Here is a 21,634-nt window from a genome sequence, read left to right on the forward strand (position 1 = left end):
TATTCGAGGTCCCGTGCTGGCTATTGCGAGTGCGGGTTTTTCTTTATTAAAAAATAGGCAAAAATATGAATGATATTGAGCGTCTGGAACAAGAAATTTGTTTAGCCTTAGAGGCAGCAGGTGATGAACAAGCACTTGAAGAAGTGCGTATTGCAGCATTGGGTAAAAAAGGTAGTATCTCTGAAAAATTAAAAGAATTAGGAAAAATGGATGCTGGCGAGCGCCATAAAGTTGGACCAGTTCTTAATGGATTAAAAAATCGCATTTTAGAATTATGGGCACAAAAGCGTGATCTTCTGAAAAGACAGGCAATGGATGCCCGTCTTTCTCGTGAAACAGTTGATGTTACCTTGCCTGTTCGCTCTTCACCTATAGAACGGGGACGCATTCATCCTATTTCACAAGTGATTGAGGAAATTATTGCCATTTATACAAAGTTGGGTTTTTCTCTTGCAGAGGGACCTGATATTGAAACAGATTATTATAATTTTACGGCATTGAATTTTCCTGAAGGGCATCCAGCGCGTGAAATGCATGATACCTTCTTTTTTGATGTTGATAAAATGGGAGAACGAAAATTATTGCGAACCCATACATCACCCGTACAAATTCGTACACTAGAAAAACAAAAAGCACCGATACGAATCATTATTCCTGGAAAAACTTACCGCATGGATTCGGATGCAACACATTCTCCCATGTTCCATCAGGTAGAAGGTCTTGTCATCGATAAAACCTCCACCATTGCCCATATGATGTGGCTACATGAAACCTTTTGTAAAGAATTTTTTGAAGTTCCCTCTGTAAAAATGCGTTTTCGTCCCTCTTTTTTCCCTTTTACCGAACCATCTATGGAAGTGGATATTCAATGTGATCGTTCTGGTTCAGAAGTAAAGTTCGGAGAAGGACAGGATTGGTTGGAAATTTTAGGATGCGGAATGGTGCATCCCCAGGTGTTGAAAAATGTTGGTTTAGATCCCGATGAATATCAAGGTTTTGCATGGGGCATGGGCATTGATCGTATTGCCATGTTGAAATACGGTATGCCTGATTTGCGGGCTTTTTTTGATGCTGACCTGCGTTGGTTAGACCATTATGGCTTTCGTTGCTTTGATATGCCTGCTTTTTTTCCTAATAAAAACGTGTGATCTTAGTCATCGCTTTCATGTGAGGTTTTAAAATGAAGTTTACATTGTCGTGGTTAAAAGATCACTTAGAAACAAATGCATCTTTGAATGAAATTTGTGAAAAATTAACCGCTATCGGTCTTGAGGTTGATCACGTTGATGATCGGTCTTCTTTAAAAGGTTTTATGATTGCAAAAGTTTTAATAGCAATAAAACATCCTGATGCCGATAAACTTCAAATTTTATCAGTGGATACAGGAACTGCTACACCTGTTCAAGTTGTCTGTGGAGCACCAAATGCACGAGCAGGTCTTGTAGGTGTTCTGGCACTACCAGGCACTTATATCCCAGGACTTGATGTGACATTATCTGTAGGAAAAATCCGCGGGGTTGAAAGTTTTGGGATGATGTGTTCGCAAGCGGAGCTTGAATTATCAAATGAACATGAGGGAATTATCGAACTTCCAGAAGATGCACCTATTGGAGATTCATTTGCAGCTTATGCTGGTTTAGATGATCCGGTTATTGATATTGGTTTGACCCCCAATCGTTCCGATTGTACAGGTGTTCGCGGTATTGCTCGTGATCTTTCTGCCGCTGGAATGGGAAAATTAAAAGAATTATCTTTGTCAAAATTTGAGCCTTCTTTTGAAACACCTCTCGATGTTTCATTAGATTTTTCGCAAGGTTCATCATTATGTTTAGGTTTCGCTTGGCGTGAAGTACGCAATGTTCAAAATGGCGAATCACCACAGTGGATGCAACAGCGTTTGAATGCAATTGGTTTGAGACCGATTAATGCGCTTGTTGATATGACCAATTACATCAGTTTTGACCTTGGTCGTCCACTCCATGTTTTTGATGCAGATAAAATTAAAGGTAATTTGTGTGTACGTTGCGCGCGTGAGGGAGAGCAGCTTCAAGCACTGAACGGAAAAATCTATCATCTGGGCGCTAAGAATTGTGTCATTGCAGATGATGAGGGGATTGTTTCGATTGCCGGTATCATGGGCGGTGAAAGAACAAGTTGTGATGAAACAACACATCGCGTTATTATTGAATCGGCGCTTTGGGATGCGCGAAGCATTGCACAAACAGGAAGAGCATTAGGTCTTATCAGTGATGCACGTTATCGATTTGAACGAGGTGTTGACCCGGCTTTTATAGAAACAGGACTTGAGATTGCAACAGAATTGGTCTTACGTCTTTGTAGTGGTGAAGTATCTAAAAAGAGGATCGTTGGCTATCAGCAACAAGAAATCAAACAGATCGCTTTTCCTTTTTCTGAAATTAAACGTTTAACAAATTTGGAAATAGAGCCTGAAAAAGTCATCTCTATTTTAACAAAACTTGGATTTTTTGTTGAAGGAAAAGGAGATGTTATTACGGTAAAAGTACCATCATGGCGCCCTGATATTATGGGTAAAGCCGATTTGGTGGAAGAGGTTATGAGAATTTATGGGTTAGATAAAATTAAACCTATTCCTTTGGAAAACTTTGCAGAAGGAAAAGATCAAATTTTAACATGCGCACAAATTCGTTCACGTGCTACACGTTTGGCTCTAGTGCAACGTGGTATGAAAGAAGCGGTGACATGGTCTTTTATTTCTGAAAATCAAGCTCTTGCTTTTGGAGGAGGTCAAGAAGAGCTTAAATTAGTTAATCCTATTGCTGCTGATATGTCAATGATGCGTCCTTCCCTTTTACCTGGTTTGATTATAGCGGCACAAAGAAATGCTGATCGTGGTTTTTCCGATCTTGCTTTGTTTGAAGTTTCAAGTATTTATGAGGGCGACACCCCTGATAAACAACACCGTGTTGTTAGTGGAATTCGTCGCGGAACAGAGCAATTTAAAGGGGCTGGGCGTTTTTGGAATGGAAATGCAACCGTCGTTGATGTTTTTGATGCCAAAGCAGATGCTTTAGCTATTTTAGAAGCATGCGATATGGATGTTGGGAAAGTGCAGATTGAAGTTGGAGCACCTGATTGGTATCACCCTGGTCGTTCAGGTGTCATAAAACTTGGATCAAAGATTATTCTTGGTTTTTTTGGTGTTTTTCATCCTGCTACATTAGAAAAGTTAGATGTCAGTGGACCTTTATGCGGCTTTGAAATTTTTCTAGATCGAATTCCAGAATCAAAGAAAAAAACGACCAAAAGCCGCCCTCCTTTGAAACTCTCACCTTTTCAAATGGTGCGGCGTGATTTTGCCTTTATAGCGGATAAAACTGTTGCCTCTTCTCTTATTATTCGGGCGGCAAGTGGAGCCGATAAAAAACTTATTCATTCAGTGCAGGTTTTTGATATTTTTGAAGATTTAAGCTTTGGTGAAGATAAAAAATCTGTTGCAATTGAAGTAACTATTCAGCCCATAGAACGGACTCTAACAGATGAAGATTTAGAAAAGCTTGCCTCAAAGATCGTGGATAATGTTACCAAAATGACAGGTGCATATTTACGCTACTGAGTATTCTCATTTTTTATGAGATATTTTACATGAAGTGGGAGCATTTTTGAGTGCTCCCTTTTTGTTTGGCATTCAAGAGCTATAGAACTTCTTGAAAGGGAACCTCCTTACCAAAACAAGCTGCTTAAATCATCAATTTTTTCAATATGAAAAAACTGTTTTTAAACATCTTGAAAAGTTATTTTTTCTCTTAATCCTTCATTGCAAATGTAAAAGATAACTGCTATTGCTAAATGATAATGCAAATTATTTGCAATAAAAAGAAGGCATATAAAGGAAAGAGAGAATCAATGAACGTAAGAACGTTTTTCACCATAGTTTTTGGAAGTGTTATTTTTTTTACACCCAATTTTGCTTTGTGTGCTGGTAAATTTAAAGCTGTTACGACATTCACTATCATTGCTGATATGGCACGCAATGTAGCAGGTGATGCCGCTGATGTTGAATCCATTACAAAACCAGGTGCGGAAATTCATGAATACCAACCTACCCCACGCGATCTTATGCGTGCTCAGGGAGCTAACCTTGTATTGTGGAATGGTTTAGAGTTAGAGCTTTGGTTTGAAAAGTTTTTTCAAAATATCAAGGATGTTCCAAGTGTTGTTGTTTCAAAAGGTATTATACCCATTAAAATTGGTGAGGGACCCTTTAGCGGTAAACCCAATCCTCATGCGTGGATGTCACCGACCTCTGCTTTGATTTACGTTGATAATATTCGCGATGCTTTTGTAAAATATGATCCTGAACATGCTGAAATTTATAAACAGAATGCTGAAATTTATAAACAGAAAATTCGTGCAACGATTGATCCAATTAGGGCTGAATTAGAAGCTGTACCGCAAGATAAACGTTGGCTTGTGACCAGTGAGGGGGCTTTTAGCTATTTGGCGCGTGATTTTGATCTAAAAGAACTTTATTTATGGCCCATCAATGCTGACCAACAAGGAACACCACAGCAGGTCAAGCATGTTATCGATATGGTTCGCAAATACAATATTCATGCAGTTTTTTCTGAAAGCACTATTTCCCCTGCGCCTGCCAAGCAGGTTGCCAGAGAAACAGGGGCTAAATACGGTGGTGTTCTTTATGTTGATTCTTTAAGTGAGAAAAATGGTGAGGTACCCACTTATATTGATTTATTACGTGTCACGAGTGGACGTATTAGCAATGCTTTAGTAGAGGGAGTAAAAAACCAATGACGGAATGTGGAATTTTTGCCCAAGGAGTAACGGTAACATATCGTAATGGACATACAGCTTTACGCGAAGTGAATTTTGAAAGTCCAAAGGGTTCTATTACGGCATTGGTTGGTGTTAATGGATCCGGTAAGTCAACGTTATTTAAAGCGATTATGGGGTTTGTACGCCCCTCAAAGGGAAAAATTCGTATGTTTGATTTGCCCGTTGATATAGCTTTGAAAAAAAATCTTATTGCTTATGTTCCTCAAAGTGAAGATGTTGATTGGAATTTTCCTGTCTTGGTTGAAGATGTTGTATTGATGGGGCGGTACGGTCATATGAATTTCTTTCGCTATGCCCGTACACAAGATTATGAAGCCGTTCGTATTGCCTTAGAACGCGTTGATATGTTGGCTTTTGCCAAGCGCCAAATTGGAGAACTTTCTGGTGGACAGAAAAAGCGTGTTTTTCTAGCGCGCGCTCTTGCACAGAAAGCAAAAGCTATTTTATTAGATGAGCCGTTTACAGGGGTTGACGTTACAACAGAAGATAAAATCATTGCTTTGTTACAAGATCTCCGTAAAGAAGGAGCAGTGATCTTGGTTTCAACTCACAATTTGGGTTCTGTTCGCGAATTTTGTGATCATACAGTTTTAATAAAAGGTACTGTTTTAGCTTCTGGGTTAACAGAAAAAATCTTTACAAAGGAAAATCTGGAGAAAACTTTTGGAGGGTCTTTGCACCACCATATTTTTGATCTTCAAACCACAAAAAAAAATGATGTTTTCATGGGAAGAAAGCAGTCTGCAGTTTGTGAAGATATTGAAAGAGTGGAGCACGTTGCATGATTTCTTGGTTGCTTGAGCCACTGAGCTATCAATATATGGTGAATGCAATGTGGGTTTCTGGGTTAGTTGGGTGTGTTTGTGCCTTTCTTTCAGCTTTTTTGATGTTAAAAGGTTGGTCATTGATTGGTGATGCACTTTCCCATTCGATTGTTCCTGGTGTAGCAGGAGCTTACCTTTTAGGGTTACCTTTTTCACTCGGCGCTTTTTTTTCTGGTGGTCTTGCAGCAGCAGCAATGCTCTTTTTTAACCACCGGACAAAGCTTAAAGAAGATACCATTATTGGGCTCATTTTTTCTTCCTTTTTTGCCTTTGGGTTGTTTCTCAAATCATTAAAACCAATGGCTGTTAATATTGATACGATTGTTTTGGGAAATATTTTAGCAGTGAGTTCAACAGATATTCTACAATTGGCTTTTATCGGCTTTGTTTCGTTGCTTATATTGCTTTTGAAATGGAAAGATCTTCTTGTGTCATTATTTGATGAAACGCATGCGCATGCCATTGGATTAAACGTAAAATTTTTAAAGATTCTCTTTTTCACATTGCTTGCCGCTTGTACTGTTGCTGCGATGCAAACCGTTGGAGCATTCTTAGTCATTTGTCTTGTTGTGACACCTGGGGCAACGGCCTATCTTTTAAGTGATCGTTTCGTGAACATCTTGGTTATTGCAGTTGTAATTGGAACCTTCACAAGTGTCTTGGGTGTTTATGTGAGTTATTTTTTGAATGCACAAACAGGGGGGGTTGTAGTGCTTTTTCAAGCATCTTTATTTGTTTTGGCTTTTATTTTTGCTCCTAAACATGGGTTTATTGCTGCGCGCTTACGCATAAATGCGGCAAAAAAGGGTGTAATATTATCATGATTGATCAATTACTGCTTCCGTTTCAGTTTTCTTTTATGCTTAAGGGTATGCTTATTGTCATGATTCTTTCTATTCCCATGGCGATGCTTTCCTGTTTTCTTATTTTGAAAGGATGGGCGCTGTTAGGCGATGCCATTTCTCATGCAGTTTTTCCAGGTGTTGTTGTTGGTTATATGACAACACCATGGGTAATCGCATTTTTAACTTCTTTGCCATTTGCTTGGTTTCAGCATATGCGTCCAGAGAATATTACAATGACTTTGATTACTTGCGGTGCTTTTGTTGCAGGAATGGTGTGTGCACTATTAACGGGTTTTTTAGGGAGCAATAGCCGTATCAAACAGGACACGGTGATGGGTGTGGTCTTTTCTTCAATGTTTGGTTTGGGGCTTGTTTTAGCCACGTCTATTTATAGTAGCTTAGATTTGAATCATATTCTATTTGGTAATCTCTTGGGTGTTAACTGGCTTGATATAACGCAGACGGCAATCATTTCCGCTGTTGTCACTTTTATTTTAGCAGCAAAATGGCGCGACTTTATGCTGTATATTTTTGACACAGTTCAAGGACGTGCAATGGGGTTACCAATATCTCTACTCCACTATACCCTGCTAACGATGATTTCTCTTACAATTGTTGCAGCTTTGAAAGCTGTAGGTATCGTACTCGTTATTTCTTTACTGATAGCACCAGGAGCAATTGCCTATCTTGTCACAAAGCGGTTTTCTTTTATGTTAATGATCGCGATACTTGTTGCAGCTTTTTCTGGTTTTTTAGGGATTTATCTCAGCTTATTTATCGGCTCTGATTCTGCTTCCACAATTGTGTTGATCTTGACGTTGATTTTTATGGCTATTTTCATGATGATTTTCTTTCGTCGAAACACAGTTCAAGAGACTTGAAAGTGTTAAAATTCATGCATATCAGCCATGCATTTTTATATATTGTTTCTCATTTTTATTTTAATTAGAGTCCGGGGTGCTAGGTTATTTTTCCTCCTAATATCTAGCAGGTGAATGCAGTAAATTTTCTCCCCCCCAAAACTGCATTCTTAATTAAGAGGCTGCATTGATTTCTTCTGCAGCCTTTTTATTTTTTTGTTTTTCTAAAATCTCTCCTCTTTTCTTGAAATCATTTAAAATGATTATAATATTGTGTAAGCTATTCGGTATTTTCAAGGAACTTATAACAGCAAAGACACTTACACATGAAGGGGTAGAGCGTAATTGTGCACTCAGACATGTAAACAGAAAAAAACAGATACAATGTTTTTGTATAGGGTTTTGCGTAGAGGAAAATAGTACGAGAAAATGAAAAAAGATTTGAAGATATCGCACCCTTTACGTATCTGCTATTATATAGCAGGGTGGGCGATGGTTATATTAGGTATTATCGGTGTCGTATTACCTATTATGCCAACTGTGCCTTTTTTATTGGTTGCCTCATGGTGTTTTACGCGTTCTTCTCCACGTTTTCATCAATGGTTGAATAATCATCGTATTTTGGGTCCCCCTATTAAGCGATGGGAAGAAAAAAAAGCAATCTCTCCATTTGTTAAAGTTTTTGCAATGATGAGTATGACAGGAGGATTTTTATCCTTTTTTGTAATGCTACACCCTCCTTTGTGGATTTCTTTACTTGTTGCGGTTATATTATTGCTGATTGCCATTTATATTGTAACACGTCCATCTTCCTAATGATAAAAAAGGCTTTATGGGATACTCTTTTTAGCTTCGGCTTATTTGTAAAAACTATGAGAACTTTTAAGTTTTGAATATAAGCTCTCCATTTCCAAAATGCATATGAAATAGCAAGCTTTTTGAACGCAATTAATTAATAATATGTTTGTGAAATAATTTTTATGAACAAAGAAAATTGTTTATGAACACTCAAAATGTTCTCTCTTGGTAAACAATGATAAATCACATTCATGGAAGAGAGTCTTTATTTCTGTAAAGCATGTTTGTATGAATCTCTACATATACATCATTAAAAAGTCATTGATATGATAGTCATTTCTTTCTAAAAGACATTTCGTTTTTTTCATATTTCTTAATGAGGATATAATACAAAGCTTACTAAACACCATCATTTTTATACTTATACAGTTAAGAAGCCGGTCTATTATATCAATCTTTAATGTTACATCTGTTATTAACTTAAGAATAATTCATAAGAAACAACAGAGTTTTTCAAATGGTTTTATATATACACGCATTCTTATTATAATATGCGAATAAATAATTTTTCTGTCTTTGTATAAAGCTTATTCGAAATAAAAATATTATTGCATTCTTTGTTTTTTAATGAAGTCATGCCCCTCAAGTAAAACAAAAGGTCTCCCAAATCATGTTATTTACACATTTATTTTTAATGAAACATTTCTCAACGCTTTACTCATTTCATAATAGCAGACTATACATGGATAAAGTAAAATCTCCTGTAACATGTATAAAATCTATTTGAGCACCATCATCCTTGCCTTGCAAAATACACACCGACAGTCACCATGCTATTTGTCATCCTCCAATGTTGCCTTAGTAATTCCTAATGCTACAATTATAGCTTGTCATCTGGTTTTGTATATTTTGACACTAAATTTTGTACCAATTTATTTTTTTCAAAGAGTTTAAAGATGTTCTCAAAGGGTTTTGAAAGCCTTTTCTCATTTTTACTTATGGAAACGCACTTTTTTCTGATTTTCGGTAATTTTTGCAATTTTAGGTGTCAAAATCTATTTTGATAAAACGCGCATTTAATGGTCAAAATTGTACATAAAAACAACAAATTACCACGTATTCCTACTTAATCCAACCTCTTCCTACTTAGTATAAAACCTACTGTCAAACTACAACAATAACCCTTAGAACTTGAAAACCTTCATACATGCAAGGAGATGAGTGTGCTTGATTTAACAGGGTTAAAATGAGAAAATCTCCTTGGCTAAACTTCCTTGGCACGTTAAGTGTTTTTTTAATGCGTCGTAAATACTTTTAAGTCTTATCTATCGCGCCTTATGTAAGTGAAGCGTATGCATGGTAGGCCAAGTAGAATCTGCTCAAAAACAGCCGAACTGTTTACAGACCAGCAAAGGTTAAGAATCCTCATCCTTAGGGTAGAACAAAAATCAATCTTATAAACAATATGATGAGTCAATATACTTGTTTTAAAGAACCGGAAACTATGTCTTTATAGGTCTAGCAATTCGCTTTTTATTACCAAAAAAATTGAGATAACGTTGTACTTCTTTTGAATCACCAATCGTTTTTTCAGGATTATCTGAAAGTTTTACGGCTGGTCGACCATTGGCATAGGTCACCTTACAAACAAGGGAAAGAGCATCAAGAGTTTTGATTTCCTGAGGTGCACAGCCTGTAAAATCATTGGTAAGATCCGTGCCCCATCCAAAACTCATGCGCACTCTACCATGGAAATGATGATAGGTTTTTTCAATTGTATTGACATCAAGAGCATCAGAAAAAATTAAAAGTTTTTTGCGTGGATCTTTTCCTTTTTCTTTCCACCATTGAATAATACGTTCGCCACCTTCAATAGGGGGCGCACTATCGGGTCTGAAACCCGTCCAATCAGCAACCCAATCTGGTGCATTGCGTAAAAATTCTTCTGTACCAAAGGTATCAGGTAAAACAATGAGAAGATTTCCACCATAATAACGATTCCAATCTTGCAAGACTTGATACGGAGCTCTGCGTAATTCATCATCGTTGTTGCTGAGAGCCGCAATAACCATAGGCAATTCGTGTGCATTGGTTCCAAGAGCTTCTAAATCCGTATCCATGGCAAGAAGAACATTAGAAGTTCCAGTAAAAGAATGACCAATGCCTTCTTTTAATGCTTCCACACACCAGCGCTGCCATAAAAAAGAATGGCGGCGCCTTGTCCCAAAGTCAGATATTTTAATATCAGGCAATTTTTTGAGACGTTCAACTTTACTCCACATTTTTGCTTTAGCACGCGCATAAAGTACATCAAGAGCAAAACGATCTAGTTTTTTGAGAGCAGCACGTGAACGTAATTCACTAATAATAGCAAGGGCAGGAATTTCCCACATGGAACTATGGGCCCAGGGTCCATGAAAATGAAGGATATATTGGCCATCTTTGCGGGTGAGTTCATATTCTGGGAGTTGAAAATTCTCAAGCCACTGAAGAAAATCCGGTTCAAAAATTTGTTTGCGTCCATAAAATGTATTACCAGCAAGCCAGATCATTTCTTTTTTTGTAAAGCGCAAACTAAGAGCATGATCAAGTTGAGCACGTAATTCACTCTCATCAATATCATCGGCAAGACGTATTGTTTTAGAGCGACTTATGAGGGAAAAAGTAACATTAACATTAGGGTATAACCCCCAAATCATCTGCACCATAAGAAGCTTATAAAAATCCGTATCAAGAAGTGACCGAATAATGGGATCAAGCTTCCAAGTGTGATTGTAAACACGTCTAGCAATATCCGGATGATTCATAACCTTTTTCTTTCATTTTCATAAAATCTAAAATATTATGCACCAACACGGCTAATATAGACGGTGCAATATAACAACTCTACAGTTTTGGGCAAGAATAAAAAGCCTGCTCTCTTTTTTCATCTTTAAGATTTGACAATACGCATAATTTCATGCTGACCTGTTTTTTGTAACTTTATCCCTATATGAACTTCGGTATATTCTTTGCTATTAACATAGAGCATATTTTTAGGTCCCCATTTTACTTTAATGCGATAAACGGCATCATAAAACTTCATTGTTGCTTCATATTTTGGCCAAATAGAGGGTAAATGTGGCTGCAAAAACAATAGGTCTCCCTGACGCTGTATTCCAAGAATAGCTTGTGTTGCGGCGCGATAAAACCAACCGGCTGAACCTGTATACCAAGTCCAACCGCCTTGACCACATCGTGGTTCAACAGCATAAATATCTGCGGCCATCACATAAGGTTCAACACGATAAATTTCAGGATCTTGTCCATGGGTAATTGGGTTTATCATAGAAAATAAAGCATAAGCTTTATCGTTTTGTTCCATTTCAGCCAACGCAAAAATACTCCAAATGGCACCATGCGTGTATTGACCACCATTTTCTCGAATTCCTGGAGGATAACCTTTTATATAACCAGGCTCGAGCGTACTTTTATCAAAAGGCGGCCAAAAAAGGCGAATGAGTCCGCCTTTTTTATCATAGAGCTGTTCCAACATTGATTTCATCGCTTGTTTTTGACGTTCAGGCGATGCCATTTGAGAAATGACAGCCCAAGATTGAGCAATGGTATCAATTTGACATTCATCATTGATTTTAGAGCCAAGAGGTGTTCCATCATCAAAATAACCACGTCGATACCAAGCACCATCCCAACCGTTTTTCTCTAGGGATTTTGTTAAATGTTCAAGGTACGTACTCCATATTTGCATATGGCTATTATCACCACGTTTTTGGGCTAAAGAGATAAATGCTTGTAATGTGTACCCAAGAAACCATCCTAACCAAATGCTTTCGCCTTTTCCTTCCACACCAACCAAATTCATACCATCATTCCAATCCCCACCTAAAATAAGAGGGAGACCATGTGGTCCGCAGCGTTTAATGGCAAGGTCTAAAGCTAAAGCACAATGTTCATAAACTGTTGCAACCTTTGAGGATTGGGTGGGTTGAAAATAAGCATCCTGTTGCCCACTTTTGAGAACATCACCTTCAATAAAAGGAATGAGCGTATCAAGAAAAGCGTCATCACCAGTGGTAGTGACATAAAGAGCTGTTGCATATGCAAGCCAAACGATATCATCAGAAATGTATGTACGAACACCAGCATTTGTGTCAGGCAACCACCAATGTTGCACATCACCTTCAAGAAATTGGTGCGCTGCTGCATTTAACAATTGTTCACGTGCTAATTGTGGTTCCAGCAATAACAAAGACAAGCTATCTTGTAACTGGTCACGAAAACCAAATGCACCACTCGCTTGGTAAAAGCCTGCGCGTGCCATGATGCGGCATGCGTAGATTTGATAAGGAAGCCAATGGTTGACCATAAGATTAAAAGAAGCATCAGGTGTTTTGACTTGGAAAGGAGAAACAAAATCACTCCATTGCTGTTTTTGTTTTGTGAGCTGAATTTCAAAATCACTTGCACGTACTTGATTGAGTAATTTTTCAGCTTCTTGCCTATTTTCAGCACTACCAAGATAGAATATGATTTCTTTTGTTTGCCCTGGTTGAAGATCAATATCATAAGCGAATGCTGAACAAGGATCACATCCTGCTTCAATGGTATTCGAAAGAGCACCGGCTTTACGGATCGCATTTGGACGTGTTACGGTTCCCGTTGCACCAATAAATTCAGCGCGATTGGTCGTAGTGCTGGTTGGCATTTCGGATGCTGATAAAAATGTAACTTGTTGAGATTTCTCGATGTGATAGGGATTTTGAATAAAATGTGCACCCCATCTGTCCTCATAAGAGGAAACAATAAAGGGGGCATATTTTGTACGGACATTTCCCAAAACCCATTCAACATAATTATAAAGGCGTAAACTGCGTGGTTTTTTCCCTTCATTCGTAAGGATAAGACGTGAAAAGCGAATAGGTTTTTCGGGATCAAGTGTATGAGTCAGTTCTAATGCGATTTCTGAATGTGTTGATTTAAAAGTTGAGAATCCAAACCCATGACAAGCCTCATAGACAATATTTTCGTCACATTCAACAGTAGAAACGGGTGAGAAACGTTTTAAAGACTGGCGATCAACCAGATAAAGAGCTTCTCCTGGTCGGTTAGACGTTGGATCATTCGCCCAAAGAGTTAGTTGATAATCGCGGCTATTGTTAGCCCAAGTAAAAATTGCACCTTCAGCAGAGACATGAAAACCAAATCTGTGATTAGCAATGACATTAATCCACGGATGCGGTGTAGTGGTACGTCCATGAAGACGTATTACATAATGATTGTGCTGATTAAAACCACCGTAACCATTCCAATATCTTAGATCTTCTCCATTTGGGAGAAAAGAGGATGGTTTTTGTTGGCTAATAAGACCAATGGAAGAAAAAAGATTTTGTTCAGTTTGTGTTGTAAATTGCTGTCCTTCGTTATATCTTGGCAAGTTTAATTGATCATAAGATTCTTGATAATTTTTACGAACTGTGAGATTAAAATCATTCTCATCAAGTCGTTTAAGTTGTTCAGATAAAGAGCCATTTTGGGCATCAAGAACGATACGCGCTGATGCAAGAAGCGTTTTAAAACTATTTTCACTCATTTGATCGCGTCGAAGCATGAAAATATGTTGGCGTTCATCTGCTTTTTGCGTGTGGTGATAATAAGATTCACAGACCCACTCAAGAGCGCGTTGTGTATTTTGTATGTAGGAAAATGTTTGTTCATTAAGAATGACCAAATCAACAATGAGTCCGCGCATACGCCAATATTCATGTGCTTTAAGGAGCTCGCGCAGTACAGTTATATTTCCCTCGTTATTTAATCTAAGAAGACAGAGTGGATTGTCTCCTGAGATAGACATAGGCCAAAGATTAGACTGTTTTCCTATCGTTTTTGCTAATATTTCAGAAGGAAGACGCCACGTTCTTTCTGGATAAATAAGCGGTGTTGCATATTTTTGATAGATAATAGCTTCTTTAAGCTGGGTTCCGCTCTGATACAGTGCGACTTGTGAGCGCGTCCATGCCATTGAAAGTTCTTTTTGAAACATATCAGGTTGTCGATAATGTTTAATATGATTATTTAGCGCTTCTTTTGTATGAGCAGCAAAAGTCCAAAAAATAAGTTCTGCTTTTTCATGGGCTGAAATTTTTATACGGCATCGCAATGACATAACAGGGTCAAGAACACAACCTTGACTATTACTGAAACGAGCATTTTGGTCAAATGCAGTGGGCCGATGAATGGATCGCCCCCGACCAATAAACAGAGAGCGATCTGTTTCAGCTTCTGTCTCTTGGAGAATATCTGTTGTACTAGAAACAAAATGGGCAACATAGATTTCAGGATCACTAGGCGAGCGTTTGCGCCTTTTGGCAAAAATTGTTTTACCTTCTTCAGTAATTTCTGTCTCTATAAACATACGGGAAAAAACAGGATGAACTTGGTCTGTATCCATCGTTGCAAGCGCTAATTCACCATAAGAAGTCACTTCAATGAGTCGGTCTTTATTTGTCGTATTCATCAATTGAATACGTCTCCCTTCGCCACATCCTTCAGATGTAATAAGACATTCAAGTGTTGATTTAATACCATCAACCATTTTTGTATATTCAGCCTTTTCATCTGTAAAAATGCTGACAGCTTCTTCTTCAATAACACGTGTTGGCTCACCAGTAACAGACCACCACCGTCCACTATGCGTATCACGTAAGAAGAATAAAGTACCTTGTTGATCTTCTGTTGCATCAGGAATAAAGCGCGTAATCGCATAATCGTGCCAACGGCTGTAACCAGAACCATTCGCTGTTAACATGGTAGAATAAAAGCCATTAGACAAAAGTAAAGTTGCTCGTGGTTTGAGTAACGGGTTTGTAATAATGCGCAAAGGGGCTGCGTCAAATGCTTGAGACTTATTGCGCATACGATTAACAGCTTTGGTATGAATAATAGGAATGAGATGAGGCGCTCTTTCCTGTAAGAGCAATTGTGTTGCTTCAATAACGGGATCACGGTGAAAACGATCACGCATTCGCCCTTGAAAAATAACATTGTTAAGAGCAAGAATAGACATACCATGATGGTGCGCATAATAATTGCGTACAATGGCGTATTTTTCCCCTGTTTTCACGCGTGTTGGAGTAAAATCAACAGAGTCATAATAACCATACGTTCCTAAAGCTCCAAGATCACGGAGTCGTTTTAAATTAGCGACAGCGCAAGCAGGAGCATATTGTGCCGCTAGAAGGCTGGCATAGGGAGCAATGACAGCATTGCGTGAAAGACCACGTTGGAGTCCGAGGTTTGGAACACCAAAATGAGCGTATTGGTAATTCATTAAATGATCGCGAGCATTAAATGCGGCTTCTGAAATACCCCATGGCAATTCCCGTTTATGGGCATATTGTATTTGACAACGAATAATCAATCGATTTGTTTGATCTAAGAGAGACCCTAAAGGTTCATGCATTACGAGAGATGGCATAAGATATTCGAACATTGATCCAGACCATGATAGGAGTGCACCTTTCCCACCTATGGGTACGAGAAGTCGACCAAGACGAAACCAATGTTTAAGTTTTATATCTCCTTTTGCGATGGCAAAAAAGCTTGCAAGACGTGCTTCTGAAGCAAGTAGGTCATAACAATTTTCATCGAGTTTGTTTTCTTGAACACGATATCCAATGGATAAGAGATGCCGTTTAGGCTGTTCTAAAAAGTCAAATTTCATATCAAAGGCTATTTGCCGTGCTATTATAGCCAGCCTGTTTAGGTTTTTACGTAATTTTTCAGTATCACAATGAGCAGTCGCATCATGATGATGAGCGTTACAGGTGTCGATAAGGCATTTAGCCCAAGAAAGCGCACGAGCAGATTCTATCGTTTGAATTTTGTGGTCAAGTTCACCGACTAAGTGCACAATATCGTGGGCTGCAAGTGAAAGATCTATGATGTGAGAAGGGACCGTATTTTCTTGTTCTAAAAAAGTGAAGACAGAGTCATGAAAACGAGTGATGTTTTCTTCGATTTTTTGGCGTAAAGAGCGTAAACTGGGTTGATGATCTGGAACTTCTCTGACAGTTTCTTCAAGAATAGCAAGAACATCCGATAAGCCTTCTCGATCACTTTGGAAAAAAAGAGGCGGTTTTTCAGCCCATTCACTTAAAGCAGAAGAGAGTGTTACCAAATGACCGGCAAGATTTCCTGAATCAACGGTTGATACATAAGTAGGCAAAAGAGGCCTGAGTGTCTCCGTTTCATACCAATTATAGAGATGACCACGAAACTTTTCCATTTTTGTAAGAGAGCGTAATGTACATTCAATACGGGTGATGGTCTCTTCAAAACCAATCCAGCCAAAATCACGTGCTGCAATAATAGAAAGGAGATAAACGCCAATATTCGTAGGCGATGTACGTTGAGCAACAAGAGGTTCAGGATCTTCTTGAAAATTATCGGGAGGCAGATGGTTGTTTTGTGCATTGACAAAGGTTGTATAATAAAGCCATGTCCGCCGTGCAATAGAGCGAAGTTTTTTTTCATCTTTTGAAGAAAGATCAAGGCTATCTTGAAAGGTTGAAGGTTGACTCACAATCCAAGCAATAAAGGGTGAAAAAAACCATGCTATCCCAAAAGGCAAAGCAACCAAGCTTGCAAAACTATCAGAAAAAAGAGGGAGTGCTATAGTAAGAATACCAATAAGCGATGCTGGTGCCATTGTAAAAACATAGACACGCAAACTATTGGGCATTGATTTTGTTGCGGCAGAAGTTTTCCATTCAAGAAGATGCTGTTTTGAAATCGTCATACGATAGAGTGTACGAATAATCGCATCGGTCATAAAATACGCCGAATGAGCAAGAAACGTCGTTTTAAGAAATATATCAGCGCTTGTAAGAGCAATTTTGTTCCAAATTAATTGAAAATGTCCACGCAAAGAATGATCTATATTGGATGAGACAAGCGTTTTTAATACACATAGAATGGGTGAAATGAAGGAGCTAAACAACAAGAATAGTTGCCAGACGATTGCACTCTTTAAAGACAAAAAAGCCCATCCTGCAAATGCTGCGATTAACCACATAAGTGGAGTGAGAGAACGACGTAAATTATCCTGCATTTTCCAACGCGTCACGGAACTTATTTGACGGTGGGAAAAAAGATAAGGCAAAAGCTGCCAATCACCGCGGACCCAACGATGATAACGCATAACATCAATATTGTAAGCGGTTGGATAGTCTTCAATGATTTCTATGCTACTTACCAGAGCAGTACGAGCATAACCTCCTTCTAAGAGATCATGACTAAGAGTAGTATTTTCTTTAATTTTGCCATCAAGCGCTTGTTCAAATGCATCAATATTATAAAGACCTTTACCGATAAAGGTGCCTTCTCCTAAAAGATCTTGATAAGTATCAGAAACAGCAAAAACATAAGGATCAATGCCACGGTTTATAGAAAAAACCCGTTGGAGAATTGATGTTTTTTTTCCTGTTGTAAGAGAAGGAATAATGCGTGGTTGTAAAATGCTATAGCCCTTTACAACCTTTCCACTTTGTAGATCAAAAACGGGATGATTGAGTGGATGGTTAAGCTTTCCAACAAGTTTCGCGACGCTCTCTGGAGTAAGACGTGTATCACAATCCAGCGTCATAACAAAACGGCAATCCATAGGAAGACGTGGATTGGGAGGATAAAAGCTTGTATTTTTATCGCCTCTTAAGAGTCGATTAAGTTCATGAAGTTTTCCTCGCTTTCGTTCCCATCCCATCCAACATTTTTCGCTTGTATTATAAAGGCGTCGGCGATGTAAAAGGAAAAAAAGCGGAAGTTCATCACGATGATAACGATTATTGAGTTTATCAATATTCTTTTGCGCATAGTGCAATAAATCAAGATCATCTTGCGTTTCTCTCAATGGAGCATCCACCCAATCTGTAATGAGTGCAAAATGAATGGCACCTTTAGGATTGGAAAGATAGTGCACTTCAAGATTGCGCACTTGTTCATCAATATCATCGCGTGATGTCATAAAAGTAGGTACAACAACCATTGTCCGTGCATGTTTTGGAATACCTTCTTTATATTCATAACCAATGAGTTGTCTTGATGGGACAAACCACGAAACAACAGTATTAAATAAAGCAAAAGCAGCATCGATAGCAGGAAAAATCGCCAATACAGTAAAGCAAAAAGACATCCATTGTGTCATGCCAGATAGCTGTAAAAGGGCGTAAATTACAAGCAAAAGAGCAAGCGTCAGAAAAGAGACAGGAATGGCGATGACTCTCAATTTTGAGCAACAGGAAGCGCGTGTCCATTTTATGAGAAAGGGCGGAATATATCCACAAGCCTTTTCAAATATACCACAACCATCATCAACAAGGTACCACCCCACACAAGAATGATGAGGCATATCTTTAGAAGTGGAATTTGCCATTTCTACAACTTTATGTGCAACTTCCAGTTCACTAAGAGGCGAAAAGCGAGAAACTTTTTCAATGACTTGTCGATAAATATTGCGTGAGTGAACATCAATTTCAGAAAAATCACTATTTTTACGCAAAATAGAATCGACACAACTCACTGTTTCAAACCATGCTGTCCAATCAACATCATCTATAGCTTTAAGAGCACGGATAATATTACCCATGGTCACACCATCTGCTGCTTGTCGGGTATGTTCATCGGCTGTTGCAATCTCTAAGCTACTGCCTTGGCTTTTCAATTGCTTTTCAAGCCAAGTTAATGCTACGGTTGAATCGACAGATGCACTGCGCAGGCGATAGAATAAATGTGCTGAAAAAGTTGGATCAACAATAAATGATTTATACTGCGTAAAAAGAGAGTGTAGATTTGTTTTATTTTTTACAAGAGAAATTTTATCTGCCACTTGACTAGCAAGATGGCGCATATGTCGCGCTTTTTCGATACGTACTGAAAGACGACGGACATTTTCAATAAGCAGCATTTGCATAACTGAAGGAAGAGCCCACAATTCACCAATTGTGAGCGCACAAACTTCTTGAAATCCGTTGGTCATAGCAGTGAGTGTTTCTTGTGAAAAGCTGCTATCGGTATGCGCAATATAAAGCCAAGTTAAAGCAAAAATTCGTGGTATTCCGGCTTTGTGTGTAGAAAGAGGAAGTTGCTTTATGAAGGACTTGGGTAGATTACGACGTAGCTTTTGTATGGTTTTATCAATGGTGTAATGATTATCAATGAGCCATTGAGCAGATGGTGCGATGGTTTCATCATTTCGAGCAGCAAAATCACTGGTATGAAAGGCATGAAGAATAAGTTTAGCATTTTCATTCAATCTCTTGCGAAAATCTCCTACTCCTTCATATTCAGGGAGTAAAATTTCTTTACCAGAAGCTATATCATGCCCTAAGTTATAAAGATCTTCCTGTACCTTATAAATTGCACGAAGAGGAAAATCCGTATTAATAAAATGATCTTTTTTCTCTTTTTGAGAAAAAAAGCACTTTATGAAAGGTATTATGCACGTCATAGTGTCCCATTGTTATTCAATTACATCGTTTTTTATTTAAATTTTAAGCATTTTATCTGAATAGTGAACCGTTGTTAGACAAAAAACAAACTTTTTGTTTTTATTTGCAAGCATTTATAATTTTTGTTTCAATAATTTAAAAATAAGCAGACAATTTTTTTAGAAAATAAAAAGGTCACTCCTAATGAGTGACCTTAATAATAAAACCAACTTTAATGATCGATGATTAATCTTGTTCTTGTTTTTTCAAAGCTGCACCCAAAATATCACCAAGAGAAGCACCTGAATCTGTAGAACCATATTGTGCAACAGCTTCTTTTTCTTCTGCAATTTCTAAAGCTTTAATCGATACTGAAATTTTACGTGTTTTTTTATCAAATGCTGTGATGCGAGCATCAACCTTTTGCCCAATTGCGAAACGCTCAGGACGTTGCTCATCACGATCACGCGCAAGATCAGCACGCCGAATGGTTGTCTCAAGGTTGTGGTCAATCAATTTCACACCAATATCATTGTCGTTAACAGCAATCACTTCGCATGTTACAACTGCACCTTTTCGCAATTCGCCAGAAGCAGCTGCTTCTCCAACTTTATCGCTGGAAAGCTGCTTAATTCCAAGAGAAATGCGCTCTTTTTCAATGTCAACATCAAGGACCACAGCCTTAACGATATCGCCTTTATTATAAGTATCAATAACTTGTTCACCAGGACGGTTCCAATCAAGATCAGACAAATGAACCATACCGTCAACATCGCCTTCAAGCCCAATAAACAGACCAAATTCTGTTTTATTTTTGACCTCTCCTTCAATTTGCGAATTGACAGGAAATTTATTGGCAAAAGCTTCCCATGGATTTTCAAATGTTTGCTTTAAGCCAAGAGAAATACGCCGTTTAGAAGGATCAATCTCAAGAACAACCACTTCTACTTCTTGTGATGTAGACAGAATTTTTCCAGGATGAACATTTTTCTTTGTCCAGCTCATTTCAGAAACATGGATCAGCCCTTCAATTCCTGGTTCAATTTCAACAAAACCACCGTAATCAGTAATGTTGGTAACAGCACCCGTAATTTTTTTACCAATCGGATACCGGACACTGATGCTTTCCCAAGGATCACTTTCAAGCTGTTTCATTCCAAGAGAAATACGGTGCGTATCTTGATTAATGCGAATAATCTGAACTTTAATCGTTTGGCCAATTGTGAGCACTTCAGATGGGTGATTAACACGCCGCCATGCCATATCTGTAACGTGCAAGAGACCATCAATCCCACCAAGATCAACAAAGGCACCATAATCTGTAATATTTTTCACCACACCTTCAACGATTTGGTTTTCTTCAAGATTTTGTACGATTTCTGAACGTTGCTCAGCGCGACTTTCTTCTAAAACAGTGCGGCGTGAGACCACAATATTGCCACGACGACGATCCATCTTCAAAATTTCAAAGGACTGTGAATTATGCATGAGGGGTGAAACATCACGAATGGGACGAATATCAACTTGGCTGCGAGGCAAGAAAGCAACGGCACCATCAAGATCGACTGTAAAACCACCTTTTACTTGGCTAAAGATCACTCCATCAACGCGTGCACCAGCATTGAATTTTTCCTCCAAACGGACCCAACTTTCTTCGCGCCGTGCTTTTTCACGCGATAAAACAGCTTCACCCATCGCATTTTCAATGCGTTCAATGTAAACCTCAACTTCATCGCCAACTTGCAAAGAACCATCTTTTGCTTTAGCTCCAAATTCTTTGAGAGGAATACGTCCTTCGACTTTAAGACCAGCATCAATAATGGCCATGTCTTTTTCGATTGCAATAACACGACCTTTAACAACAGATCCTTCATTAAGATCATTAGTTTGAAAAGATTCTGTTAAAAGGGCTTCAAAATCCGCTGTTGTGGGATTGTATTGTGACATAAGAACTCCTAATATATACCTTGTATTATAAGGTATGAGCG

Annotated in this window: 10 protein-coding genes; 7 read left to right on the forward strand and 3 right to left on the reverse strand. The window is 38.4% G+C overall.

The window, feature by feature from the left end:
• Window positions 1–65 precede the first annotated feature (65 nt).
• The 7 genes from pheS (at window position 66) to ACFINO_RS00350 (ending at window position 8,181) form a co-directional block, all read left to right on the forward strand.
• Window positions 66–1,148 (forward strand): phenylalanine--tRNA ligase subunit alpha, encoded by a 1,083-nt coding sequence (pheS, locus tag ACFINO_RS00320; protein ID WP_375639516.1) that lies wholly within the window; start codon window positions 66–68, stop codon window positions 1,146–1,148.
• A gap of 32 nt (window positions 1,149–1,180) precedes the next feature.
• A complete protein-coding gene (gene pheT / locus ACFINO_RS00325; RefSeq protein ID WP_375654744.1) occupies window positions 1,181–3,595 on the forward strand; it encodes a phenylalanine--tRNA ligase subunit beta in 2,415 nt (804 codons plus the stop codon).
• A gap of 290 nt (window positions 3,596–3,885) precedes the next feature.
• Window positions 3,886–4,794 carry a metal ABC transporter substrate-binding protein gene (locus tag ACFINO_RS00330; protein ID WP_375620851.1) on the forward strand — a complete coding sequence of 303 codons (909 nt, stop codon included), beginning with the start codon at window positions 3,886–3,888 and terminating at the stop codon, window positions 4,792–4,794.
• A complete protein-coding gene (locus ACFINO_RS00335; protein ID WP_273790252.1) occupies window positions 4,791–5,621 on the forward strand; it encodes a manganese/iron ABC transporter ATP-binding protein in 831 nt (276 codons plus the stop codon). Before ACFINO_RS00330 ends, ACFINO_RS00335 begins: the two co-directional genes overlap by 4 nt.
• Window positions 5,618–6,484: a metal ABC transporter permease gene (locus tag ACFINO_RS00340; RefSeq protein ID WP_375611406.1), complete on the forward strand. Its 867-nt coding sequence runs from the start codon at window positions 5,618–5,620 to the stop codon at window positions 6,482–6,484. The genes ACFINO_RS00335 and ACFINO_RS00340 overlap by 4 nt, the downstream gene beginning before the upstream one ends.
• Entirely contained in the window at window positions 6,481–7,386 is a 906-nt protein-coding gene (locus ACFINO_RS00345; protein WP_273790250.1) for a metal ABC transporter permease, read from the forward strand. Before ACFINO_RS00340 ends, ACFINO_RS00345 begins: the two co-directional genes overlap by 4 nt.
• 408 nt (window positions 7,387–7,794) lie before the next feature.
• Complete coding sequence (locus ACFINO_RS00350) at window positions 7,795–8,181, forward strand: YbaN family protein (RefSeq protein WP_375633686.1); 387 nt, start codon at window positions 7,795–7,797, stop codon at window positions 8,179–8,181.
• A gap of 1,484 nt (window positions 8,182–9,665) precedes the next feature.
• Here the strand turns inward: ACFINO_RS00350 and pncB are convergent.
• The 3 genes from pncB to rpsA all read right to left on the reverse strand — a co-directional run bounded on the left by pncB (window position 9,666) and on the right by rpsA (window position 21,593).
• Entirely contained in the window at window positions 9,666–10,970 is a 1,305-nt protein-coding gene (gene pncB / locus ACFINO_RS00355; protein WP_375633685.1) for a nicotinate phosphoribosyltransferase, read from the reverse strand.
• A gap of 125 nt (window positions 10,971–11,095) precedes the next feature.
• Window positions 11,096–19,666: a GH36-type glycosyl hydrolase domain-containing protein gene (locus ACFINO_RS00360; protein WP_375654747.1), complete on the reverse strand. Its 8,571-nt coding sequence runs from the start codon at window positions 19,664–19,666 to the stop codon at window positions 11,096–11,098.
• Window positions 19,667–19,892: 226 nt separating this feature from the next.
• Window positions 19,893–21,593, reverse strand: a complete 1,701-nt coding sequence (gene rpsA / locus ACFINO_RS00365; RefSeq protein WP_026500132.1) for a 30S ribosomal protein S1 — start codon at window positions 21,591–21,593, stop codon at window positions 19,893–19,895.
• Window positions 21,594–21,634 lie beyond the last annotated feature (41 nt).

The organism is Bartonella sp. AA83SXKL (genome assembly GCF_042196965.1).
GTDB lineage: Bacteria > Pseudomonadota > Alphaproteobacteria > Rhizobiales > Rhizobiaceae > Bartonella.